17 protein-coding genes and 1 other annotated feature are annotated in these 24,899 nt (G+C 53.0%); of the genes, 5 read left to right on the plus strand and 12 right to left on the minus strand.

The genetic code is table 11. From position 1 onward, the window contains the following. Positions 1–747: 747 nt before the first annotated feature. The 3 genes from NW747_RS09970 to NW747_RS09980 all read right to left on the minus strand — a co-directional run bounded on the left by NW747_RS09970 (position 748) and on the right by NW747_RS09980 (position 3,940). Positions 748–1,671, minus strand: coding sequence for an NAD-dependent epimerase/dehydratase family protein (locus NW747_RS09970; protein WP_273187261.1), 924 nt, complete (start codon positions 1,669–1,671; stop codon positions 748–750). Positions 1,672–1,888: 217 nt separating this feature from the next. Further along, positions 1,889–3,508 (minus strand): MATE family efflux transporter, encoded by a 1,620-nt coding sequence (locus NW747_RS09975; RefSeq protein ID WP_273187263.1) that lies wholly within the window; start codon positions 3,506–3,508, stop codon positions 1,889–1,891. Between the two features lie 153 nt (positions 3,509–3,661). Next, entirely contained in the window at positions 3,662–3,940 is a 279-nt protein-coding gene (locus tag NW747_RS09980) for a hypothetical protein (protein ID WP_273096582.1), read from the minus strand. Positions 3,941–4,196: 256 nt separating this feature from the next. Here NW747_RS09980 and NW747_RS09985 point away from each other — a divergent pair, with 256 nt between their 5' ends. Next, a complete protein-coding gene (locus NW747_RS09985; protein WP_273187265.1) occupies positions 4,197–5,099 on the plus strand; it encodes a LysR family transcriptional regulator in 903 nt (300 codons plus the stop codon). Between the two features lie 659 nt (positions 5,100–5,758). Continuing rightward, positions 5,759–6,253 carry a preQ(1) synthase gene (gene queF, locus NW747_RS09990; protein ID WP_273187267.1) on the plus strand — a complete coding sequence of 165 codons (495 nt, stop codon included), beginning with the start codon at positions 5,759–5,761 and terminating at the stop codon, positions 6,251–6,253. Between the two features lie 238 nt (positions 6,254–6,491). Here queF and NW747_RS09995 read toward each other — a convergent pair whose 3' ends face one another. From NW747_RS09995 to NW747_RS10005, 3 genes are read right to left on the minus strand one after another with little or no spacing between them, the layout of a single operon-like run. Continuing rightward, positions 6,492–7,175, minus strand: a complete 684-nt coding sequence (locus NW747_RS09995) for an energy-coupling factor transporter transmembrane component T (protein ID WP_273187269.1) — start codon at positions 7,173–7,175, stop codon at positions 6,492–6,494. Beyond that, positions 7,172–7,990, minus strand: coding sequence for an energy-coupling factor ABC transporter ATP-binding protein (locus NW747_RS10000; protein ID WP_273187271.1), 819 nt, complete (start codon positions 7,988–7,990; stop codon positions 7,172–7,174). The genes NW747_RS09995 and NW747_RS10000 overlap by 4 nt, the downstream gene beginning before the upstream one ends. Continuing rightward, positions 7,983–9,473 (minus strand): tryptophan transporter, encoded by a 1,491-nt coding sequence (locus NW747_RS10005; RefSeq protein WP_273187272.1) that lies wholly within the window; start codon positions 9,471–9,473, stop codon positions 7,983–7,985. The genes NW747_RS10000 and NW747_RS10005 overlap by 8 nt, the downstream gene beginning before the upstream one ends. A gap of 55 nt (positions 9,474–9,528) precedes the next feature. Further along, positions 9,529–9,744 (minus strand) — a binding site (T-box leader). 579 nt (positions 9,745–10,323) lie between these two features. Between NW747_RS10005 and NW747_RS10010 the strand changes: the two genes are divergently transcribed. The 3 genes from NW747_RS10010 (at position 10,324) to potE (ending at position 15,544) form a co-directional block, all read left to right on the plus strand. Further along, positions 10,324–11,493 (plus strand): multidrug effflux MFS transporter, encoded by a 1,170-nt coding sequence (locus tag NW747_RS10010; protein ID WP_273187275.1) that lies wholly within the window; start codon positions 10,324–10,326, stop codon positions 11,491–11,493. Between the two features lie 437 nt (positions 11,494–11,930). Then, a complete protein-coding gene (gene speF / locus NW747_RS10015) occupies positions 11,931–14,108 on the plus strand; it encodes an ornithine decarboxylase SpeF (RefSeq protein ID WP_273187277.1) in 2,178 nt (725 codons plus the stop codon). 59 nt (positions 14,109–14,167) lie between these two features. Beyond that, the gene (gene potE, locus NW747_RS10020; RefSeq protein ID WP_273187279.1) at positions 14,168–15,544 is read left to right on the plus strand and encodes a putrescine-ornithine antiporter; all 1,377 of its coding nucleotides are present in this window, start codon (positions 14,168–14,170) and stop codon (positions 15,542–15,544) included. Between the two features lie 956 nt (positions 15,545–16,500). Here potE and speC read toward each other — a convergent pair. From speC to NW747_RS10050, 6 genes are all read right to left on the minus strand, one after another. Further along, entirely contained in the window at positions 16,501–18,693 is a 2,193-nt protein-coding gene (gene speC / locus NW747_RS10025) for an ornithine decarboxylase (RefSeq protein ID WP_273187281.1), read from the minus strand. A gap of 185 nt (positions 18,694–18,878) precedes the next feature. Then, positions 18,879–19,547 carry a TetR/AcrR family transcriptional regulator gene (locus tag NW747_RS10030; protein WP_273187284.1) on the minus strand — a complete coding sequence of 223 codons (669 nt, stop codon included), beginning with the start codon at positions 19,545–19,547 and terminating at the stop codon, positions 18,879–18,881. Positions 19,548–19,557: 10 nt separating this feature from the next. Continuing rightward, the gene (locus tag NW747_RS10035; RefSeq protein ID WP_273187286.1) at positions 19,558–20,676 is read right to left on the minus strand and encodes an ABC transporter permease; all 1,119 of its coding nucleotides are present in this window, start codon (positions 20,674–20,676) and stop codon (positions 19,558–19,560) included. After that, positions 20,673–21,779 carry an ABC transporter permease gene (locus NW747_RS10040; protein ID WP_273187288.1) on the minus strand — a complete coding sequence of 369 codons (1,107 nt, stop codon included), beginning with the start codon at positions 21,777–21,779 and terminating at the stop codon, positions 20,673–20,675. The genes NW747_RS10035 and NW747_RS10040 overlap by 4 nt, the downstream gene beginning before the upstream one ends. Continuing rightward, positions 21,755–23,530 carry an ATP-binding cassette domain-containing protein gene (locus NW747_RS10045; RefSeq protein ID WP_273187290.1) on the minus strand — a complete coding sequence of 592 codons (1,776 nt, stop codon included), beginning with the start codon at positions 23,528–23,530 and terminating at the stop codon, positions 21,755–21,757. Before NW747_RS10045 ends, NW747_RS10040 begins: the two co-directional genes overlap by 25 nt. Positions 23,531–23,536: 6 nt before the next feature. Beyond that, positions 23,537–24,556 (minus strand): HlyD family secretion protein, encoded by a 1,020-nt coding sequence (locus NW747_RS10050; RefSeq protein ID WP_273187292.1) that lies wholly within the window; start codon positions 24,554–24,556, stop codon positions 23,537–23,539. Positions 24,557–24,899: the final 343 nt, after the last annotated feature.

A 24,899-nucleotide genomic window follows, 5' to 3' on the forward strand; every position in this document is an offset into this window, starting at 1 on the left:
GTGACACAATATCCAGTGCCACCTATTTTCTCGTTTCCCCTTGAGGGGAAATGCCACGTAGTGGCAAAAGGGTGTACGGGGCAGAGCATCGATAGGATGCTCCATCGCGGTCCTGACCGCCAATCGGCGGCCCCCTGAGCGAAGCGACGCACAAATCATAGTGAGTCGTTTCCCCTTTAGGGCGATAAGACATAGAATAAGAGTATCATAATCATTCTTACCACCATCCACCCTTTCGCCACTTCGTGGCCCTCTTCCCCTAAAGGGGACGCAAGAACGTTACGGGATTTACTTTCAGTGTCATATGACAAAATAAGCATTCTGCTGACTGGCTCGCTGCGCTCGCCTCCCCCCTTTCCCGCCACGCGGGACTTCCCCCGCAGTTCGGTCGGTCAATCGAAAGGAAGGCCCTTTTATGGGCAGGCTAAGGGCCTACTTTGACCGACTTGCACATCCTATGCAGGATGTGCACAGGGGCAGAACAACCCATGCTTAGCGTAGAGCAACTTATGAAAAGATAGAACCGCGGAGCTTTATTGTGCCCCCTCGAAGAGGGGGTGGCAAAGGAACTGGATTCATAGGGGAGCCCCGCGACCCGCGAATCCAGTGACATGCTTCCCACCGGGCAAGGTGGTGGCGCCAGCCACCAAAGGGGGACTTCGCCCGCCCGGGCTGTCCTGTTTTCCCACGGGCGCCTTCTATCAATAAAAAAGCGCCCTTCTTTCTCAAGAGGGCGCTTTTCGTATTTCATTGTTTCTGGAAGTACTGGTAGGTCCGTTTCAGTCCTTCTTCCAGAGATACTTCCGGAATCCAGTGGAGGTTTTTCACTGCCTTTTCATTGGAAAGGGAGGAGCGATAGATGTCCCCTTCTCTGGCGGGGCCGTAGGATGGAGTGATTTCTTTTCCGGTAATGCGGGAAAGGATGGTAACCAGTTCGTTCAGGCTGATTTCTGTCTGGGTGCTGAGGTTGTAGCAGGTGTCGGCGTTTTTTGTGGTCAGCGCCAGTCGGATGCCCCGGGCAATGTCGCCGGCGTAGACGAAATCTCTGGTCTGTTTGCCGTTTCCGAAGATGGTAATGTCCTGTCCTTTAGCGAGGCGTTTGGCGAAGATGCTGATGACGCCGCCTTCTCCCCCATCGCCCTGGCGTTCGCCGTATACGTTGGAGAAACGGAGTACCACGTAGTGAATGCCGAAGGCCATATGGTAGAGAGCCAGGTATTTTTCTACGGTCATTTTGGTCAGACCATAGAAGGAAAGGGGAATCTGCGGGAGCGTTTCCTGCACTGGCAGGGCTTTTTCGTCCACGTCACCATAGGTGGCGGCGGAGGAGGAGAAAATCACCCGCTTTACGCCGTATTTCCTGCAGCATTCCATGATATGAACGGTACCTGCAATGTTCTGGTACATATCGTTTTCAGGATCCACCATGGAGTCGCTCACCAGGGTCTGGGCAGCCAGGTGGACTACAGCGTCAAAATGTTCCTGGCGGAAGAGGTCTTCCACTTTGTCGTCATGGGTGTCCATCACTTCCAGCCAGGCTCCTTCCGGCAGGTTTTCCCGAAGGCCTGTGGAAAGATTGTCCAGAGAAACGACGTCATCCCCTGCTTCCATGAGCTGACGCACTAGATGGGAACCAATAAAGCCGGCACCGCCGGTTACAAGAATCTTCATAACTTCACCTTTTTCTATAGAAATGACTGATATAAGTCTATTTTAGTTATTTATTACTATTATAATAGCACATGATGATACGGTGTGAGGTAAAAGAATTATAAATTTGTAAAGGATGCGGAGACAATTCGGCGGGAGACGTCAGACGCGCCTTTGGCACATCCCCACTGAAAAAGCCCTCTGCTATAGAGCAGAGAGCTTTTTTTATCTAAGGTACCTATGGGATATAGGCCCTGGAGGCGTGGCCTATGATGGACAGGTGAAGGTCGGTCAGAAGGGATAGGCGGATGGGGAGGATGCTTCCCAGGGCTTCGTAGATATCCACTTCCGATTCTTTGATTTCCTGCATAAGCATGGACATTTTTTCTTCCATGGCGGTCCAGAGGTCCAGCAGTTCTTCTGCTTTCTTTATATTTCTCTGGAGGGAAATGGCATAGACAGCAGCAGGCGCTGTTTTTCTGCCGGGGATAAGGGAAAGGAGCCAACTGAGGGAGGGCAGCGGCCGGTCGTCCAGTTTTCTTTCTACGTAGAGAAGACGGAGTATCATGAGGAAGGCGGAGCAGCCTACGCCGAAGTCAAGTCCCAGCCAGAAGGAGTCGGCGCCCAGGGCGGTGTGACTATCCAGGAAGAGGCTCATGGGGAAGCAGCCGCCCCAGTAGGCCAGAACCATGAGGATGAAGGAAATCCTTGTGTCCTTCAGTCCCCGAAGGATGCCCTGGATGGGGGTGGAAATGGCGTCGAAGAGCTGCCAGCCGGCGCTGTAGATGAGGAACTGTCCTGCAATGAGAGCTACGGCGGCATCGTCGGTGTAGACGGAGCCGATGGAGTTTCTAAAGAGAACGGTGAAGGAGGCGGTCATCATGGCGCCTCCCATGGCCACCACAAAGCCTGCTTTTTTGTACCGCCGTGCCAGGGTCATATCACCGGCTCCCACTGCTGTAGCAATGAGGATGGTGAGGGCCATGGAGCAGGATACGGGAAGCATGTATACGAGACTGGCGAAGTTGTCGGCAATCTGGTAGGCCGCCAGAGCGTCGGTACCGTAGCGGGAAAGGAATACGATAATCAGGCTGAAAAGGCTCATTTCCATGAAGATGGAAAGGCCGCTGGGCACGCCTACGACCAGGTATTCCCGAAGGTCTTTCGAACGCAGGGCAAGGCTTGCAAAAATCTGTCTTCCGCCCAGATCTTTCGATTTCATAACTACCAGAAGGAAGAGTCCCAGGAGGAAACCGTAGGTCATCATGGTGGCAAGACCGGCTCCGATACCGCCCAGGGCAGGCATACCGCCGTGGCCGTAGATGAAGAGGTAGTTGAAAATACCGTTAATCACCGGTGCCATGAGGAAAAGTTTCATGGAAATGGAAGTGGAGCCTGCAGTGTCGGTGAGGCAGCGCAGCGGAATCATGAGGGCCAGGAAGAATACCACGCCAATCATGGTCATCAGGTAGTACCGGGCAATGTGTTCCACCGCTGCTTCCAGAGCCAGGGAGGCCAGGAGGTCATCAATGAAGAAGAAATAGGCTGCTGTGAAGAGAGCCCACACCGAAAGGCCGATGACCATGCCGCTTCTTACGATGAAGGGAAGGCTTTCTCTTTCTTTCCGTCCGATGAGCTGCGCCATGAGGGGCATTCCCGCCATGAGGAGACCGATAATGGAAGCCAGGAGGGGGTAAAAGAGTCCCGCTCCCACAGAGACGCCGGCCAGATCGTCGGCGCCGGCATGGCCGGCCATGGTGGTATTAATGAAAGTCACTCCTGCCGTAGATACCTGGGCCACTAGTATCGGTATCATCACCGACAGCAGTTTCTTAATATCTTTTTTTACGAATAACATGTAAATGCACTCTCCAGAAATTTCATCAAAAAAGACGCCGCGAGGCGTCTTCCATTGAAAGTTCTGCAAAGCCGGCTTTTTCTGAGAACACTGAAAAAGCCTTTCATTTGAAAGTTTCATGGCTGTGCCGCCGCGCAGGGTTTCCCCCGCGTGTCAGACAGCGGCGGAAACCGGACATCCCAAAACAGATGCCCCGTCATTCAGTTGTACAAAATCCTTGCGCCCCAAAATCACAGAGGCGTAATGATTCCATCCTCCTGCACCGATGAAACCTTTGAAGAAGGAGGCAAATGGAGAAAGGATACGTTTGAAATTGAAATTCACCCGGGACGGCACAAGAAGATTGGCTCCTTCTACATAGAAGAAAGCCATGGCAAAGAGCAGGTACATGCTGCCGTACATTTCCAGGTCCATCAGTTCACCGATTTCCATATTGTCCTCCTTTCTTTTGTGAAAAATGTCACAATCTGACATGAACCCAAAGGGTCTATGATATAATGATTGCATAGAGCTGGTCCTTATCCTTATAAACAGGTAAAGTACCAGCGGTCAAATTTTTGAAATGTTTTATTGGTATTTTTAATACCCACTTATAGTATACTACTATAGCAAGAAAAAGGCAAATCTTTCGATATCCTTCAGAAAGCCTTTCTCTTTCCTGCAGAAAGTTTGAAGTCAGGAGGCAGCCATGAAATTAAATTTCACTTCCCTGGAATATTTCTGGAAAGCGGCGAAAATGGAGCATCTCACCAAAGCAGCGGAGGCCCTCCATATCGCCCAGCCTGCCCTTTCCCGAACCATCAGGGGGCTGGAAGAGGAGCTGGGTGTCACCCTCTTTGAACGGGAAGGAAGAAATATCCATCTCACCAGGGATGGCCACATCCTTCTGAAGCATGCGGAAAATTTCCTGCAGGAATATGATGAAATGCAGCAGGAATTCGCCGATTCCAAAAATCTCCAGCAGATGACGGTGAACCTTGCCATCCATTCTGCCACCAAGCTCATTCCTTCATTTCTGGCGGAATTCCGGAAAGACCATCCCGAAGCCATGCTGGAAATCATCAACCCCAAGATGGAAGCCGCTCCGAAACATACGGATCTCACACTCTATTCCAGCATTCATCATGTGGAAAATGAACATACCGTCACCCTTTTCCGGGAAAACCTGGTCATGGTACTTCCCCTTTCCGACCGCCATGCCCGGCTGCCCTACATCAATCTGGCTGATTTTGCAGACAGAAACTACATCGCCCCGCCCAAGGGATTCGTGCTCCGGGACATCCTTGAAACCTACTGCGGAAAAGCTGGATTTTCACCAAAAATCGTCATGGAAAGCGACAACCCCGACACCATCCATGAATTCGTCAATGCCGGCCTTGGCATCGCCCTGGTCCCCCAGATGACCTGGTACAACGCCTACAGCGGCCTGGCCTCGCTCCCCGTAGGAGACATGGACTGCCACCGCTACCTGAATCTTTCCTGGAAAACAGAAGGAAAGCTGTCCCTCTCCGCCGTGCTCCTCAGGGAATACATTATCGACCACTTCTGGGAATACGTGAGAGAAAAGGCAAACAGCGAATTTCCCATGTGATTGGACGAGCCTTCGGTGTGAGGGTTCAAAGAGTTCACAGGGTGGTGGTATCGCCCTGCGGGCGATGAGTTTTATAATGCCGCCTGGCGAGCAGCATACAGTCATTTCAGAAAGGGACAAATGACAAAAACGCTGCTCCCATCCCCGTCATTTCGACCGTAGCCGGTCAGCCGCCAATAGGAAAGCCTCTTATTGTGCAGGCTAGAGGCCAACTTCGGCTGACTTGGAGACTCTATGCAGAGTCTCCACAGAGTGGAGAAATCTCCCCCCCTCTGATGGTACGGGCAGCATTACGGCAGGAGATCTCTCGACTCAGAGTATCATCGGAGCGGTTTGCATCTACCCCCATACCGGCACATCCCCCCGCTCGAGATGACGATGCTGTCGGGCACCATTGGACACACCTTCGATGGGAGGGTTCATAGGATTCAAAAGGTTCAGAGTGTGGTGGTGGCGGCTGACGCCGCAATTTTTTAAATTTTTAAAGAGTACGTCCCTCTCCTCTCTCGTCCATCACGACCTCGATCCCGACCTCTATCCCGATCCCAACCCCAATCCCGATCCCGACCTCGACCGAGGCGTCCCCCCTATTTACATCTCCCTTTCTCTATGATATCCTTGTAGCAGTTACATTGAATTATATGAATGTGAGGTGCGTTATGACAGAAAAGAGAGAAGGGCTGGATGAGCTGAAACAGCTGGGCAGCCGGAACACGAAATATACCTATGATTATGACCCGGGCCTTTTGGAGAAGATTCCCAATAAGCACAGTGACCGGGATTTCTTTATCAAGTTCAACTGCCCGGAGTTTACGAGCCTGTGCCCGAAGACGGGACAGCCTGATTTTGCCACCATTTATATTTCCTACATTCCTGACAAGTACATGGTGGAAAGCAAGTCTTTAAAGCTCTATCTTTTCAGCTACCGGAATCATGGTGATTTCCATGAGGACTGCGTGAATATGATTATGACCGATCTCATCCGTCTGCTGCGGCCGCGGTACATTGAAGTATGGGGAAAATTCCTCCCCCGGGGCGGCCTTTCCATCGACCCCTACTGCAACTACGGCATTCCCGGTACAGAATGGAAGGATTTCGCCCGTTTCCGTCTGCTCCATCACGATATGAATCCGGAAAAAGTAGATAATCGGTAAGTTCATTTCATTTAAAAAGTGACGCCTTTGGACACACCTTCGGTGTGAGGGTTCACAAGGTTCAAAGGGTGTTGGTGGCGCCCTGCGGGCGCAATATTAAATATTATTATATATGTAATGGTGTTTGATGCGCCCTCCTTTTGGGAATATAGCCAGCAGCCAGCGGTCAGCGGTCTTTACCAGCCCACGAATCCACTAAAAAAGCACCCTTTGGCAGGGTGCTTTTTTTATACCTGTTTCACATTCCCAGTTTCACCCGGCCGTAGATGACGGCAGCGGTGACGAGGAGGATGAGGACCATGAAGACGTAGTCTTTTCCCTTGGGCGCCACGCTTTCCATGAAGGTTCTCCGGGATCCGCCGAAGCCGCGGAGTTCCAGAGAGAGGGCCATGGTTTCGCTTCTTCCCAGGGAGCGGAGCATCAGCGGACGAACGATGGACATGTAGCGCTTGACCTGTTTGAAGAAGTTGCCTTTGACAGCCAGGCCGCGGCAGGCCTGGGCTTCGGAGACGGCTCTGTTTTCTTCAATGAAATCAGGGATGAAGCGAAGTCCTGCGGTGAACATGAAGGCGTATTCATAGGGTACCTTCAGCTGGCGCACCATGGAGGCGGTGAGGTCCTGCAGTTTCACGGTGCCCAGGAGATAGATGAAGATGATGGTCATGCCCAGCATGCGAAGGGCCGCCACCACCGATTCTTCTGTGGAGCCACCGCCCACTTTTTCAATGACTCCCAGAAGGGCAGCAAAGATGATGAGCATAATGAGGGCTTTGATATTTTTGAAAAGTTCACCGGATACGAGAAGGATGAGAAGTTCCAGAACGCAGAGGTAAAGGAGGCTTTCCGGCCGGTGAAGCACAATGGCCCATACGGCAGTGCCCAGGGTTAAAAGGATTTTTGTCAGTGGTACCAGATTTCTCATAAGGAAGCTCCTCCTTTCCGTTTCATAAATTCTTTGCAGAAGCTGTCCATGTCCCGGCAGTAGGGAGCGCCGGGGAGGCGCCGGCCCAGAAGAACTGCCGGCGGATAGGCCAGGCCCCAGTCTTCGGGGCGGTTGGCTTCGGAAAACAGGATTTCCGGCTTGTCATCGAAGACCACCTGATGGCCTGCAATGACCACCACCCTGGTGCAGTCTCTGGCTACAATGTCCATGTCGTGGGTAACCAGGATAATGGTAATGCCTTTCTGCTGCAGTCTTTCCATGAGGGCCATGAGTCTTTTCTTTTCTCTGCCGTCCTGTCCGCTGGTAGGTTCATCGAGCACCAGGTATTCCGTATCCATGGCCAGGGCGGAGGCAATGGCTACCCGCTGCTGGTCGCCCCGGGAAAGGGTTCTCGGGTATTCCGCCGATAAACTTTCCGTATCGGTATCCGCCATGGCGCGGTCGATGGCATCTTCCAGTTCCTGCCCTCGTTTTCCCTGATGGAAGGGGCCGAAGGCGATTTCCTCGCGCACCGTGGGCATGAACATCTGCCGGTCCGGCTGCTGGAACACATAGCCGATAAAGCGGCTTCTCTTCGAAGCATCTTCTTTTGTCACAGAGGTGCCATTGTAGACAATATCTCCGGAAGCCGGTTTTTCCAGTCCCGTAAGAAGACGGGTAATGGTGGTTTTACCGCTGCCGTTGCGTCCGGTGATGGCTACGAATTCTCCCTTGTCAAAGGAGAGGGACACCCCATCAAGCACCAGGGGCAGGTTTTTGGCGTAACGGAAGGACACATTTTTCAGTTCAAGCATGTTTCCCCTCTCCTTTCTCGAAAGAATCCATCACAGACTGCTGTGCATCCTTTATATTAAGGAATGGTTTTTCAAAGGAAATCCCCTGGTCTTCCAGAGTCAGCTGGGCACGGTACATATCCGGAATGGCTTCTTCGTAAATGTGATTCTGTTTCATGGCCCGCATCACTTCTTCCGGCGTGCCCTGGCTGATAATCTTTCCCTGATTCATGAGGACAAATTTCTTCGCATAAGGCAGGGCAGCTTCCAGATGGTGTTCCGCTACGATAACCGTCAGTCCTTCCTTCCGGTTCAGTTCGCCCACCATTTCATAAAATTCACGGATGCCTTCCGGATCCAGCGCAGAGGTCGGTTCATCAAATACCAGTACTTCCGGTTCTTCCGCCAGCACCGCAGCCACCACCAGACGCTGGCACTGGCCGCCGGAAAGGGTGGAAACCTTCCGTTCCTCCAGTCCGTCCAGGTGAACCTTGGCCAGAGCTTCCTTTGACCGGCGGCGGATTTCATCCGGCGGGAATCCGTGGTTTTCCAGGGTAAATGCCATTTCCTCTCCCACAGTGAGGGTAACGATCTGGGCCTTGTAGTCTGAAAGGATGACGCCGATGGAGGAAGCCAGATCCGCAATGGTGTGCTGGGTCACGGCCTTGCCGCCGGTGAAGACCATGCCTTCCATGGTGCCGCCGTAGTAATGAGGAATGGCGCCGGCCATGGACATGAGAAGGGTGGTTTTGCCTGCGCCGTTGGGGCCGGTAACTACCACGAAATCTCCTTTGGATACTGCCATGGATACATCATCCAATGCTTTCTTCTTAGAGAAGGGATAGGTATAGGTCAGGTGCTCTACGCTGATGACCCCTTCCTGCTGCTGCTTCAGCACCAGACCGCTGTGGTCGCTGTCCTCTACGTCAGACTCTGCCATGTAATGCATGGATTTGAAAAGACGGAGCGCCGGGAAATAAAGGAACGGTGTGATAATGCCGTTTCCAATACCTACCATGGCTACTGCCGGAAGCATGCCATAGAGGTATACCTTCATAGGAATCCCCATGACCAGGGTCAGAATGGAAACAAAGGTAAAACCGGACACGCAGGTGGTAATGAATCCTGCAATGGCAGGGCGGAGAGAAAATTTTCCGATTTTAATGGGCGGCACGGAATGGGCAAAGAATCCTGCCACATAGGCCCCGAAGAATTCAGAGGCAAAGTCGCCATAAGGGAAAGCGGACTTACTGGTAAAGACTTCCATCAGCGCCGCCACCATGCAGATGCCCAGGCACTGCTTGTAGCTCGGTTTCGTCAGAAGAATGGCCACCACATAGCAGGCGATCATCCAGTTCGGCGTAAAACCTGCCACCGACGGAGAGACCAGATGGAGCAGCATGCCGATAGCCAGCATGAGGGTGGAAATGGTAAGCCAGCGGAACCGACCTCCCCTCGCCTTGGTAAAGACAAGTTTTGATACATCCATAACCTGTTCCATCATGACATTCCTCCTTAATCAATATAACAAAAAATCCTTTCGTTCCTCTGCTGAAAAGCAAAGGGACGAAAGGATCTATTTCCGCGGTACCACCCAACTTGGCAAATGCCCAACTCAGTTTCCTGTAACGGTGAAATCCGTCTGTCTCTACACCTATGGTTCGAAACAGCACCTCCCAGGCCCATTCATCCAGACTGCCATACCGGACTTCCACTTGCGCCGGCTCCCTTGGATGGCTTCCATCAGGACTACTCTTCCTGTTCTATGGCTTTGTATTTGTATGTCAAGAGTATATCACCCCTGTGGGATGGTGTCAACGGGAACAGTAAAGATTCTTAGGATTGACCGGCCTGACGGCCGGAGGGTTCGTAAGTTTGACGGCCTTTCAGGCCGAGGGTTGTGGTGGCGGCTGACGCCGCAGATTTTAAAGAGTGCGATCCTCTCCTCCTTTTTACCTGCCCACTCCCTTTCCGGGGGTGGGTGGCGAGCGCAGCGAGTCGGAAGGGGGCGGCTGTATGGGCCTCTCTACGGCCCGGGTTCCGATAGTTCAGAGGTTGTGGTGGCGGCTGACGCCGCAGTTTTAAAAAAAAGACGCGGCTGAGGGCTTTTGGTAATGAAAAAGCAGCGTATCACTTGACGAGTAGGGGAGCGCAAGTGATAGAGGCACCTCCACCGCCTGCCCTTGACAATTTCCAGCCCTCTTGTTATCATTTACTCAAGATAAGGAGTCTTGGACTCCACACAGTAGAGCTGCGTTTTCTGAGCATCCGCAATATAAGCCGTTCAGCGCTGTTTAGCGTTGGGCGGCTTTTTTTGCAGAGCAGCCAGCCTTTTGTATTTTCTGGAGGTTTGTATGAAAGTATCTGAAATCGGCCTTTTTATCTTTCTGGGTCTCATGACGGCAGTGGCGCCGCTGGCTACAGACATGTATCTTCCGGCCCTTCCCGAGCTGGCGGAATCCTTTGGTATTTCTCCATCCCTGGCCCAGCTGACTCTTACCATGACCATGGCGGGCATGGCGCTGGGGCAGCTCTTTGGCGGTCCTCTTTCCGACCGTTTCGGAAGAAAGGTTCCTATCCTTGTGGGCATGACTGTTTTTACTCTGACTTCCTACGGCGCCAGTGAGGCTTCTACGCCTTCGGTGCTCCTTTTCTTCCGTTTCCTGCAGGGCTTTTTCGGCTCTTTCGGGCTGGTCATTGCCAGAGCCATTGCCCGGGATATCAAGACAGGCACTGAGCTTCTTACCCTGTATTCCGCCCTCATGATGATTAACGGTCTGGCGCCGGTGCTGGCTCCTGTGGCAGGAGGGCAGATTCTCCGCTGGACTGACTGGAGAGGCGTTTTCTATGTGCTGACAGCCATCGGTCTCCTGCTGGCCCTGTCCTGTATTCCCTACCGGGAAACTCTTCCCAAAGGCCATCGTCTTCCCCGGCTCACTGCCGCTTTCCGCTCCTATCCCCATCTTTTCCATGATTCCTACTTTATGGGGCATTGTCTTTTGGAAGGGTTCCTTTTCATTTCCTTTTTCGGATATCTGGCCGGTTCTTCGTTCCTGTTCCAGCATATTTACGGTCTCAGTGCCCAGACTTACAGTTTGATTCTGGGCGTGGTGGGCGTGGGGCTTCTGCTTACAGGCCTTCTTCCGGCAGCCCTGGCGAAGAAGGTGCTGGATGATGCCATGCTGCGCCATTCTATTATTCTTTCCTTTATAGCCAGTCTTTTCCTGCTGGCCGGTTTTTATTTCCTCTGGCCCCTTCACCTGCTCATTCCCATCCTTATTATCACGGTCATTCCTTTATCCATTACTGAAACGGTGAGTATGTCCATGGCCCTTGCAAGGCAGGGGAAGAATGCCGGCGCTGCCTCTGCGCTGCTGGGATTCTTTACGGTAGCTCCGGGCAGTTTAACCATGCCTCTCACCGGTATTGCCGGGGAAGATACGGCTCTCCCTCTGGGGCTCCTCATGACTGGCGGCTACGCCCTCTGCCTTTTGTCCTACTGGAAATGGGTCCACGGAAGGTAATGACTCCGAATAATAATAACTATTTTGTTATTATTATTCGGAGTTTTTTCTGCCAGCCATGCTTTCTTTCAGGAAATACAGATTTTTTCCGCCTTCTTCTTTCCGGCATTCTCTTTGCTTCTCATAGAATCCATGATTTTACAAACTATTTACATAATATAGACATGTATTTGTTCTGCATGGGCGCCATTCATCGGGACTGTTTATAGCAATATTGTTATAAATAGTCCCACTTTTCTTTTTATCTATGCTATTTGTAATCATTTCGGGGATTTTTATTTTTTGCATGGAATCGGTATTGGAGTATTTTCTCCATTTTCTATACAATAAGCTCAGTAAAGGACATAAGTCCCCTGCCGGGAAAGCGGCTTCGGTGATGTGCACACACCTTCCGCTTCCCATTCATAACAAAATGTTCAGTACAGGAGGTTTCAATCGTGAAACGTTTAAAAATTGCTTACTCTGACAAAGCTCTCGAAATTTTCGGAAGCATTTCCTCCCGCGAAGCTGTGGGCGTGAATGATACCGATTTCACCGATGTGGCTGCTGTAATCATTACAGACACCGATACCGATGTGCTCAAGAAGGAAATGATTTTCGCCTTCCATATTCCAGTACTTCTCATCCGCACCAAGGAAGGCCCGGTGGCTGATGATGTCATCAGCAAGGTATATCGGGTGATTGACCTGAACGACACAGATCATGCTTTCTACAGCCGACAGATTGAAAGCGCAGCTGCCCATTACGAAGATCAGCTGCTTCCTCCTTTCTTCAAGGATCTGGAAAAATATGTGGAAAACGGTTACTCCCAGTTTGACTGCCCAGGCCATCAGGGCGGCGCTTTCTTCCGCAAGCACCCGGCAGGCCGTGCATTCTATGATTTCTTCGGCGAAAATACCTTCCGCGCCGACCTGTGCAACGCCGACGTGGCCATGGGGGACCTCCTCATTCATGAAGGCCCGGCTCTGGCAGCCCAGAAGCACGCAGCCCGGGTCTACAATGCTGACAAGACATACTTCGTACTGAACGGCACTTCCACATCCAACAAGGTGGTGCTGAACGCTGTCCTAACTCCTGGCGATATCGTCCTCTACGACAGAAATAACCATAAGTCCATTGACCACGGCGCTCTGGTACTGGCCGGTGCAACTCCGGTATATCTGGAAACGGAAAGAAATGCCTTCGGCTCTATCGGCGGCATTCCGGAACACTGCTTCAATGAAGATTACATCCGAAAACTGGTGGCTGAAAAGGATCCGGTAAAAGCCAAGGCTAAAAGACCGATCCGCCTGGCAGTCATCCAGCTGGGCACCTACGACGGCTGCATCTATAATGCCCGCCAAGTAGTGGATAAGATCGGCCATCTCTGCGACTACATTTTCTTCGATTCCGCATGGGTAGGCTATGAACAGTTCATCCCCATGATGAAGGACTGCTCTCCCCTGCTTCTGGACCTGGGACCGGAAGATCCCGGCATCTTCGTCACCCAGTCTGTCCACAAGCAGCAGGCCGGCTTCTCCATGACCTCCCAGATTCATAAGAAAGACTCCCATATTAAGGGCCAGGACCGCTATGTACCTCATAAGAGAGTGAATAATGCATTCATGATGCACGCTTCCACTTCCCCGCTGTACCAGCTCTTCGCAGCCCTTGACGTGAATGCCAAGATGCATGAAGGCGAAGCAGGCAGAAAGCTCTGGATGGACGCTGTGAAGCTTGTGATTGAAACAAGAAAACAGGTGCTCCGCAACTGCCACTACATCCGTCCTCTGGTTCCTCCGGTGGTTTACGGAAAGAAATGGGAAGATGGAGACACCGAAAAGATGGCTAACGACATCAATTACTGGGCTTTCGAACCGGGCGCCAAATGGCATGGCTTCGACGGCTACGGCAAGGGCCAGTACTTCATCGATCCCATGAAGCTGCAGTTCGTCACTGCCGGCATTGATGTAGAAAACGGAGGCTATGAAGATTTCGGCATTCCAGGAAACATTCTGGCCAACTACCTCCGCGAAAACGGCATTATTCCGGAAAAATGCGATCTCAACGACATCCTCTTCCTCATGACCCCTGCGGAAAGCGAAACAAAGATGAACGACCTGGTAGCAAAGCTCATCCGTTTCGAACAGCTCATCGACCAGGATGCGCCCATGTCTGAAGTGCTCCCCTCCATTTATAACGCTTACGAAGAAAAATACAGAGGCTACACCATCCGCCGCCTCTGCCAGGAAATGCATGATTTCTACAAGGACCGCAAGGTTTCCACTCTGCAGAAGGAACTTTTCCTGAAGGACTATCTCCCGGAATACGTGATGAATCCGCAGGAAGCGCAGTATGAATTCATGAGAGCCCATGGCGAACTGGTGGACCTGGCTGATGCAGAAGGCCGCACCGCCCTGGAAGGCGCTCTCCCCTATCCGCCAGGAGTGCTCTGCGTACATCCCGGTGAAAAGTGGTCCAAAACCGCTGTCACCTATTTCCTGGACCTGGTGGAAGGCATCAACCAGCTGCCCGGCTTTGCCCCTGAAATTCAGGGCGTTTATGTACAGCCCGGCGCTGATGGAAAGAAACATGCCTACGGCTATGTGCTGAAGAAGGAATTTGAAAAGAAATAAACTTATAGGGAAGCGGGGAAACAGGGTTTCCCCATCCTTCCTTATCAAAGGAGAATATCATGAGTAAAGCAAACAAAATGAGCGTTTTCCAGCTCACCATCCTGACAGCGGTCAATATGATGGGTTCCGGCATTATCATGCTCCCGTCCAAACTGGCTCAGGTGGGTGCCCTGTCCATCGTTTCCTGGCTGGTAACGGCCGTGGGATCCATGGCTCTGGCCTATGTATTTGCCAAGTGCGGCATGTACAGTAAAAAAGGCGGCGGCATGGGCGGCTATGCTGAATATTCTTTCGGCAAGGCCGGCAATTTCCTTGCCAACTACACCTATGGGGTGTCCCTGATTTTTGCGAACACCGCCATTGCCATTTCCGCCGTAGGCTATGCCCTGGGTTTCCTGGATACGACTCTGGACCCGGTCATGACCTGCGCTGCCACTATCTTCACCCTCTGGCTGGCTACCGTTCTTAACTTCGGCGGCGCCAAGTACACCGGCCAGGTTTCCTCCATCACCGTATGGGGCGTTATCATTCCCTGTATCGGCCTCGCTTTCGTAGGCTGGTTCTGGTTCTCCCCCTCCATGTACACTGCCAACTGGAATGTCCATGATCTGGGCTTCGGTGAAGCAGCACTGAACGCCATCACCATGACCCTGTGGGCTTTCCTGGGTATGGAATCGGCCTGCGCCAATGCGGACGCCGTGGATAATCCGGAAAAGAACGTGCCGAAAGCCGTTCTCGGCGGCACCCTGCTGGCAGCAGCCTGCTACATCGTTTCCACCAACATTATCTTCGGTATCGTTCCTGCTGACGTTCTCGTTTCCAGCTCCGCTCCCTTCGGCCTCGTATTCTCCCAGATGTTTGGCGGCACCGTAGGCAAGATCATCATGGGCCTCATGGTTCTCTCCTGCTTCGGTTCCCTCCTGGGCTGGCAGTTCACCATTGCCAACGTATTCAAGGCAGGCAGCGATGAAGGATACTTCCCGGCCTTCCTGAAGAAAGTGACTTCCCACGGCGCTCCAATCGCCGGCATGGTGGCCATCACCATCATTCAGTCCCTCTTCTCCCTTATGACCATCAGCCCCTCCCTGAATGAACAGTTTGAGACTCTGGTCAACCTGGCAGTCATTACCAACATCATGCCCTACCTCCTCTGCATGGCTTCTGTGGTAGTCATCATGAAAGCTGTAGACCATGTAGGCAGCGAACTGAAAACCACGAAACTCATTGCTTTCATTGCTTCCCTCTACAGCCTCTATGCATGCTACGCCTCCGGCTTTGAAGCCATGACCTACGGCGCCATCGTCACCGTATTCGGCTGGACCCTCTACGGTTTCGTATCCGACCGCTTCGACCTGAAAAAGGCCAAAGCCGACAACGAAGCCATGGCCTCCGGCAAAGCTCCCGCTAACGCTGTTCCTGCAGCTGCGGAAAAATAAAAAAATATGGCCTGTCTGGGGCAGAACAGGCCATACCATATAACATCCTCTACAACAGAAAACCACCGTCCTCTTTGAGGGCGGTGGTTTTCTATGGACAAGCCCCTATGGGGCTTGAGGGTTGACGGCCCTTCGGGCCGAAGGTTCTTAAGGGGCTTAAGTTTGACACGGCCTACGGCCGTGAGGGTTGTGGTGGGCGCCTCTAAATTATAAAAGGCGCCAAATTATATGATAAAAACTATATACCCGCTCTGGCGGGTGAGGGAATGCACACCGACTTCACTGGATGGCGTCTCACTGGGTTAGAGGGTCCCGGAGCTCCCCTATGAATCCAGTTCCTTTGCCACCCGGGCGGGGGACTTTACTCTTCGCTATGTGTTGAGCTGCTTAAGTTAGCAGTAAGGCAAGCGCAGAGCAGACTTCCCCCACCGGGGGAAGTACCGCCGCAGGCGGGGATAGGGGTGCATTTCCTCGCGCTCCAGGCGCGGTTGTATGGTTTCCACTGCAGAATGCCTATCATAACGTATGACGCAGAAAGGTAAATCCGTAACGCTGACTTTATACTCATCGCCCGAAGGGCGTTACCACTGGGGAGGTGGGTGCCCTTATGGACAGTCCCTTTGGGGCGTGAGGGTTCGGCGCCTTTGGTGCCCGGGTTCAGAGGGTTCAAAAGGTTCAAAGGGTGGTGGTATCGCTCTGCGGGCGATAAGTTTTATAGCCCGCTTGGCGGGCACCGGCCTCCATTGGAGGCCTCCCCCCCTCCACCACTTCGTGGTCCCCCTCCCCCCGCAAGCGGTGGGAGGCAAGGCTTAAGAGCGCAGTCCTCTCCTCCATGTTACCTGCCCACCCCCTTTCCGGGGGTGGGTGGCGAGCGCAGCGAGACGGAAGGGGGCGGCCCTGCCAAGCTGGGGGCTGACAACTGACAGCGGTCTCGCTCGATGCCATTTCCCTATTTCTCAGACATTCTTATAGTCTTTTTCATATTCCTTTTTCAGCACATAGCCTTTGGCTTTTCCATGGCCCATGCTGTCTTTTTCCAGGTACACGCCCTGCAGCTCCGGGGCGAAGCCGGGGAGGATATCGGCGGTTTCTGCGAAGTCCAGGAAGTAGTCTAAAGCGATGCGGGTCCATCTTTCTCCGGGCTGCACGCAGGTAACGCCCGGTGGGTAGGGCACGGCGGCCTGGAGCGCCACTCTGCCTTCTGCCTCGTCCAGAGGAATCAGTTCTCCCTGTCCTCTCACCAGGGCCCAGTTGGCTTCCTGGGGGCTCATGAAATATTCGGGGAAGTAGGCTTTCAGGAACATTTTCTTCTGCAGTACGTTGATTTTCTTTGCCTTGTAAAAGTCATGGAGTTCCTGGCAGAGCTGCCGGATGGTGTAGCGTTCGTAGCGGGACTGATATTTCCTGTATACCGTAGGAAGTACCATTCCCATGGGGGAATCGTTATCTATATGAGCTTCAAACCGGATGAGCTTAGTAATCAGGTTATCCAGCTTTGTTTTCGATTCTGCCGGCGTCATGAGGAAGAGAATATCGTTGAGGTCGCACTTTTCGGGAATAATCTGGCAGTCCCGGAGGTAATCGGCCAAAATGACGGCGGGAATGCCGAAGTCTTCGTATTCCCCGGTTTCCATATGAATACCCGGTGTCATGAGCTGCAGTTTCAGGGGATCTATGAAATACTGGCCCTTGGCGTAGCCCTGGAAGGAGTGCCATTTGCCGCCCGGCTCGAAGGCAAAGTAGGCAATGTCTTCCGCCATTTGTTCCGTATCCCCTTCTTCCCATTTCTTCCCATGAACCACAGGCGGCACAATGGGACGGAGATAGCGGCAGTGGCGGAGCACTTTTTTTCTGGCTTCAATGGCATTGACAATGCATTCATGCCACAGCATTTTCCCTGCATCGCCTTCCTGCATTTTAGCATTCATGTCCAGGGAGGCAAAAATCTGGTAGTTCGGGGAAGTAGATGAATTCACCATGAAGGCATTATTAAAGATCTTATGAGGCACATACCGCGCCTGTCCCTTGATGTGGGAGTCTTTTTTCAGAATCTGGGAGGCCTGGGAGAAACCGGCCTGCTGCTTATGAATGGACTGGGTCACAATGATGCCGGGGTCGTCGGGCTTAAGGTCAAGGAGCAGGGGGCTGCAGTCCTTCATCATGGGGATGAACTGTTCATAGCCTACCCAGGCGGAATCGAAGACGATGTAGTCGCAGAGATGGCCGATTTTTTCCACCACCTGCCGGGCATTGTAAATGCAGCCGTCATAATTTCCCAGCTGGATTACCGCCGCCCGAAGGGGCCTGTCCATGCGGGCCCGCCGGGGATCTCTCTCCGCAATGAGCATGCGGATGTATTCTTCATTAAAACAGTGATCCAGCACGCCGCCGATGAGGCCGAAGGGGTTCCTGGCGGTTTCCAGGTAGATGGGGATGGCACCGGCCTGAATCAGGGCGCCGTAGCCTACGGACTTATGGTTATTTCTTTCATAGAGCACCAGATCTCCCGGCGTGAGGAGGGCATTCATAACCACCTTGTTGGCACCGGACGTGCCGTTCAGAATGAAATAGGCTTTGTCTGCATTAAACACCCGGGCCGCATGTTTCTGGGCCGCCAGGGCTGCTCCTTCATGAATGAGAAGGTCCCCCATGGCTACGTCGGCGTTGCAGAGGTCGCCGCGGAAGGCATTTTCCCCATAGAAATCATAAAAAATACGGCCCGCCGGATGCTTTCTGAAATAGGCTCCTCCCTGGTGCCCGGGGCAGTCAAACTGGGCGTTTCCGCAGTCCACATAGTTTTTCAGGGTCTTAAAGAAGGGTGGCAGAAGGGAATCTTCATAGGCAGAAGCGGCCTGTTCAATCTGCCGTTCAAAATAAGGCCGGGAAAGGGACCGGGTGTCAATCATGCCGTACACATGGCCCAGGGTGTTATCCGTCCTTTCCTCATGGCCATGGACGATGAGGAAAAGGGGAATGTGAAAAGCCTTAACCCTTCTGTCATGGATGATGGATTCGTCTTCCACTGTCACCACCAGGGCAGCAATATCTGTAAAATCCGTTTCTTCTGCCGCTGCAGCCTTCCGTGTGGGAATAGGCGCAAACAGCTCCAGCGCCTTCTTCGTATATGCAACCTTTAAATGCTCCTGCATGGGAATTCCTCCTGTCCCCTACGTGAATTTATATAGTTAAGTATATCAAATGGAAAGGAAGGTTCAAAGGGTTCAGAAGATTCAGGGGGCTGCAGCAGCGGCTGGCGCCGCCGGTGAAGAATGACGGCGCCCGATGAAAAGAAGTCTGCCGTCTGACTCTTTTCCTATCCTTAAATCTTAAAATCTTACTTCTCCTTCCCTTTCCATTTCTCCTTCAGCCGGTCCAGGCCGGCGAAGACGAATTCTTTCAACAGGTCCGCTTCTTCCATTTTTTCTTTTCTGTCTCTTTTGGAAAGGCCGTACATAACAAGGCCCATCTGGCGATGGCCGGAAAGAAGGAAAATGAGGAAAGGCGAAAGGGCTGCCAGAAAGGCCCGTGGCACTCTAGCATCATGGGCAGGAAGGCCCAGGTAACTGGAAAGGATATCCAGCACCGGCGTCAGCTTTCGCCCAATATAGCTTTCCACAAACCTGGTGAATACGTCCGACGGATTAATGAGTTCCCGTATGCTCACCTTCACCTGCCAGCTTTCAGAAAAGAGGGCTTCCTTCACATATAAATCCAAGAGCTTCATCAGTTTCTGCCGGGGCCCTATGTCCATATGGTAAATGGTTTCTATTTCCACCGGCGAAAGGACATAGTGGTATACCTCATCCAGCACCGCCTGATAGAGACCTTCCCGGCTGCCGAAGTGATAGTTCACAGCCGCCATATTGACCCCTGCCAGACGACAGATATCCTTGCTGGTGGTACGGTCATAGCCCTGGTCTGCTATCAGGCGGCCGGCGCACTGAATGAGCCGGGCTTTTGTTTCTGCGCCGTCCTCCCTTGTATTCTTTTTGATGGATTTCATAGATTCACCTTCAATTCATATGATGCCGGAACAGGTACCCCGCAATGGTGAGGGTCACCAGGGATATGACGGTCAGGGGCACAAAATTCCAGGCCAGCTCTCCGAAGGTAAGGCCTTCCAGATAAATGCGCCGTATCAATTCCAGGGCAAAGCGCAGGGGATCCGCATAGGTCACAAGCTGCAGGAAAAGAGGCATATTCCTTACCGGCGTAATAATGCCAGAAAGAAGGGCCATAGGAATCATGAACACAATGACATAGACCAGCACCTGCTGCATGTTTTTGGAAATAGAGGATACAATGAGTCCGCAGCCGGTAGAGCTTAAAAGGTAGAAGAAAAGAGCTGTATAGAAAGTCACAAGGGAGCCTGCAAAGGGCACGTTAAACCAGAAGTAGCTGATGCAGAGGAGAATGGTGCACTGGATAAAGCCCACGATCATGGGAGGCACCGCCTTCCCCACAAGAATCACCGCCGGAGAGACCGGCGCCACCAGAAGCTGCTCGAAGGTGCCTTCTTCCCTTTCCCTGGCCACCGAAAGGCCTGCCAGGAGAAAGACCTGGGCAAAGCTTAAAAGGCCGATAATACCGGGCAGGAAGAACCAGCGGGTAATCTGGTTCGGATTGAACCAGGTCCTGCTTTCTATGGTCACCGGGCTTTCCCTTCCGGCCCTTTCCAGATTGAACTGTCCCACAATATGGGCGGCATAGGCCGAAGAGAGGCTGGCGGTCATGGTATTTCTGCCGTCCGTAATAATCTGGATATCCGCTTTTTCTCCCCCATCCAGTTTTCGCTGGAAATCGGCGGGAATGAACACCGCCATCACCGCATCGCCCCGGGTAATGATGGTTCCCATTTCATCGGGATTCTGCAGCGTGGCCACCCGATGGAAAAGTCCGGTGCCATCAAAGCGGGAAAGGAGGCGGGAGGAATCATAGCTCCTGCTTTCATCCACTGCCACATAGGGCGCGTCTTCCAGATTGTAATTGGCGGCATAGCCGAAAAGGAACCCCAGAATGATGACCGGCACCACCACGATGCGGCGGGTAGCGGGATCATTCCAGATGGCCATGATTTCCTTCACGCAGATTACCCGAAGCTGCTGGAGGAAGAGTCTGATGTCATCCATCATTCCACCTTCTTCCTGGTCATGCCGAAGGCAGCACTGACGAAAAACAGGGCATACAGCATAAGGAGCCCTCCCTCTTTCAGAAGAAGGCCTGTATCGGTGCCGGAGAGGAAGAGGGTCCTGATGGAAATAAGATAGTGGGAAAAGGGCAGCACTTCCCCTACGGCCTGTACGAATTCCGGCGTAGAGCGAAGGTCAAAAATGAAGCCCGACAGCACCAGGCAGGGCAGGAAGCTGATGAGCAGAGAAAACTGGCAGGCCAGGAACTGCCTTTTCGTAATGGCAGATATCACCAGCCCTATGCCCAGGGCCACCAGAAGATACACCATGGAAATCAGAATCAGTGCTATCAGGGACCCATCCAGGGGTACTTCGAAGAGGAAGCGGGACAGCACCAGGCAGATGCCCATGCCCAGAAGGGCCACGCAGAAATAGGGCACCATTTTGGCCAGCACCAGCTCCATGGGCTTCACTGGCGTGACGAAGAGGGATTCAAAGGTACCCCGCTCCCATTCCCGGGCCATAACCACAGAGGTCAGCATGACCCCCACGATGGTCATAATGAGCATGATAAGACCGGGAATGAAAAACCAGGTACTGGAATTGGCATCGTTAAACCACATGCGGGAAACGATGGAAATCCCGCCCTGGCCGGTAAGTCCTTCCTTTGCCATCCAGGCGGACAGGGAGCTTTCCACATAGGAGCCGGTGCTCATGGCCGTAGCCGTTTCCACACCGTCCATAATGACCTCAACCTTCGCCCGTCCTTCATAGAGGGAGGAGGTGAAATCGGGAGGAATATCTATAATGACATTTACGTCCCTGTCCAGAAGCTGCTTTTCCGCTTCTTTCATGCTTGTCACATAAACCGGTGAAAAGTAGTCGGAGCCGTTCAGAAAGCTCACGGCATCCTGGGCTTTAGGCGATGCATCTTCCAGCACCACGGCGCAGGGTACGTTCTTCACATCCAGGGATATGCCGTAACCGATGATCAGGATCAGAATGATGGGGAGCACGATGCCCAGAAGAAGGGAGCTGGAATCCCGGATGAGCTGGAGAAATTCTTTGTAAATCAGCGCTTTCATGCGCCGGCAGAATCCTTCCATGGATTTTTCTCTCCTTTCTTCCTTGCTTCATCAACGATTTTAATAAAAATATCATCCATATCCGCCCGGGGTTCCTTCAGTTTTCTTCTGATTTCTGAAGGACTTCCGATGGCCAGCAGCTGGCCATTATCCTGAATCATGAAACGGTCGCAGTACTCCGCCTCTTCCATGAAATGGGTGGTAATGATAATGGTGGTCCCCCGGGCAGCCAGGGTGGTAATCTGCCGCCAGAAATTGCGTCTTGCCAGCGGATCGATGCCGGAGGTGGGCTCATCGAGAAACAGGATTTTCGGCTCATGAATAAGGGCGCAGGCCATGGAAAGCCGCTGCTTGTAGCCGCCGGGGAGATCTCCCGCCTTCATGTCCAGCCGGTTTTCCAGATGAAATTCCTTCACCACTTCCCTGATCCGTTCCTTCTTCTTTGCCGGTGCCAGTCCATAGAGGCCGCCGAAGAAATTCAGATTTTCTCGCACCGTCATGTGGCTGTAAAGGGAAAATTTCTGAGCCACATAGCCTATGTTGGCCCTGGCCCTGGTTCTGGCCTTTCTCAAATCCACCCCTGCCACCGAAAGGAAACCGCTGGTTTCCGGCAGAAGGCCGCAGAGCATTTTGAAAGTGGTGGTCTTTCCAGCGCCGTTAGGCCCCAGCAGGCCGAAAATTTCTCCTTTATGCACCTCAAAGGACGTATTGGCTACCGCCGTGAAATCGCCAAACTTCTTCACCAGATTTTTCACCCGGATATTGACCTCTTCTGAAGGCCGGCCGCCTTCATCCAGAGCTCTTTCGCTGTCCGGCGAAGATTTCAGCACCGATGGCTCCGCTTTCCTTAGAAGAATCATAAAGCCGTCCTCCAGACGGGGTTCATCGGCTTCCGCCTTGAGACCTCCGGCTTCCAGACAGGGAATTACCATGCCCTGCTTTCGGGCAATGAAATGGACCTCCCCGCCCCGAGGCACCGCGTCCACCACATGATCATCATCGTCCAGTAAATGGGCCTGGAGAATCCGGGTAGGCATCCCTGCCTCCGGCATGACCCGGTAGGTACGTCCCCTGGCCAGGTTCCGCAGATCCTCCGGCGTGCCGTCAGCCAGGATACGGCCCTTGTTCAGCACAAACACATGACGGCACATTTCCGCTTCATTCATGTAGGCAGTGCTGACGAAAATAGAAAGATGCTCCTCCTTCACAAACTCCTTCAGAATGTCCCAAAGCTCCCGCCGGGACAGGGGATCCACCCCCACCGTAGGCTCATCCAGGAGAAGCAGGTCCGGTGAACGGACCAGGGTGCAGGCAAGGCCCAGCTTCTGCTTCATGCCGCCGGACAGCTTCCCCGCAAATCGGCCGGTGAACCGCTCCAGCCCCATCATTTCCAAGAGCTTTTGGAAGCGGGCAGGCCGCTTGTCCTTCGCAACGCCGTGCAGGTCGGCATAGAGATTCATATTCTCCGCCACCGTCAAGTCCTCATAAAGTCCGAATTTCTGGGGCATGTAGGAAATGCGGCTCTGGATTTCCTGCGCATCTTTCACACTGTCAAGACCCAGTACGGAAAGACTGCCGGAGGAAGGCGCCATGAGGCCCGCAATGAGCCGCATGAGGGTAGTCTTTCCGGCGCCGTCAGGACCGATCACCGCCGTAAGCTCTCCCCTTTTCACGGAAAGGGACAGATGGTCCAGGGCAGGAAGGACGCCTCCTTTGATGGCAAAGCCTTTATACAGGTCTTTGGCCCTGATTACAGAGTCTTCCAATGTCATCACCCTTTACAGTCCGATTTTTACCGTAGCCGGCATGCCCATGCGCAGTCTGTTTTCCGGATCTGTCACATACACCCGCACCTCATAGAGAAGGGCCGTGCGGAGTTCCGAGGTCTCCACATTTTTCGGCGTAAACTCAGCGGTGGAGGAAATATATCCGATCTGGCCCTTCACCGGATTTTTCGGATCGCTGTCCGTATACACCCGGGCGTCCATGCCTTCATGGATTTTGCCCAGGTCCCCTTCCTTCACATACACCCGTACCCATTTCTTCGTATTCAGGGACATGCGGAACACCGGCTTCTGGGGAGAAGCCATATCCCCCACTTCCATAAGACGGGACCGTATGACGCCGTCCTGGGGCGCCGTCAGTTCCGACTGGGACAAGGTATACTCTTCCTGCTTCAGCGTATTCTTAAGCGCATCGAGCTGGGCTTCCCCGGCCGCCACATCTTCGCTTCTGGGGCCGGCCACAGCCAGATTCTGTGCTTCCTCTGCCTCATTCACCTTTGCCTCGGCCACCTGAAGCTTCGTCCTGGCATCTTCAAGGACCTGGCGGCTTACGGACTTGCCGCCGGAAGCCTGGAAAGCATCCTGTTTCCTCTGGTAGTCAGAAGCAAGGAAATCCTTTTCTGCCCGGGCTTCCCGGACCTTGGCTTCAGCGCTCCGCAGATCTTCTTCCCTGGTGCCGTTATGGAGCTTATCCACCACCGCCTGCTGGGCATCAATCTGGGAACGGGTAATGTCCATGCGATGCTCCAGATCCGCCGTGTCCAGCTTCGCCAGCACCTGTCCCTTCTTCACCGCATCCCCTTCCTCCACAAGGATATCGGAAATACGGTCGCTGTTCTTAAAGGCCAGTGACACCTCCCGGAGATCCACATTGCCATAGAGCACCAGCTGATGCGCAGCCTCTTCCGCCGCTTTGCGGCTCCTGTACTCATAGCACCCAAAGCCCACAGCCAGTATAAGAAGGGCCGCTATGAGGATAAAGGCTTTTTTATGCTCCCTGCATTTTTCAAACATACTATGCACCTCACATTTTTATATTAAACACGCCCTTCGAACGGTCAGCCGACAATAAGAAGGCCCTTTTATGGGCAGGCTAAGGGCCAACTTCGGCTGACTTGCGCATTCTATGCAGAATGCGCACATGAGGGTTCAGACGGTTCAGAAGGTTCAAAAGGTTCAAAGGGTTCAAAGGTTAAGGGGCGCGGCTGGCGCCGCAGGTTGGGTAGAAGGTTTGCTCGCTTCGCCCTGCGGGCGATGAGTATAAAGAACTATCCGCACCGCTTCGCAAAGCTCGTTCCCTAAGAACGCCACCTATGCCATCCCGGGAGAATCGGACAGCCGGAAGCCGACAGGTCTG

Origin of the sequence: Dialister succinatiphilus (assembly GCF_928721695.1) — a bacterium.
GTDB lineage: Bacteria > Bacillota > Negativicutes > Veillonellales > Dialisteraceae > Dialister > Dialister succinatiphilus.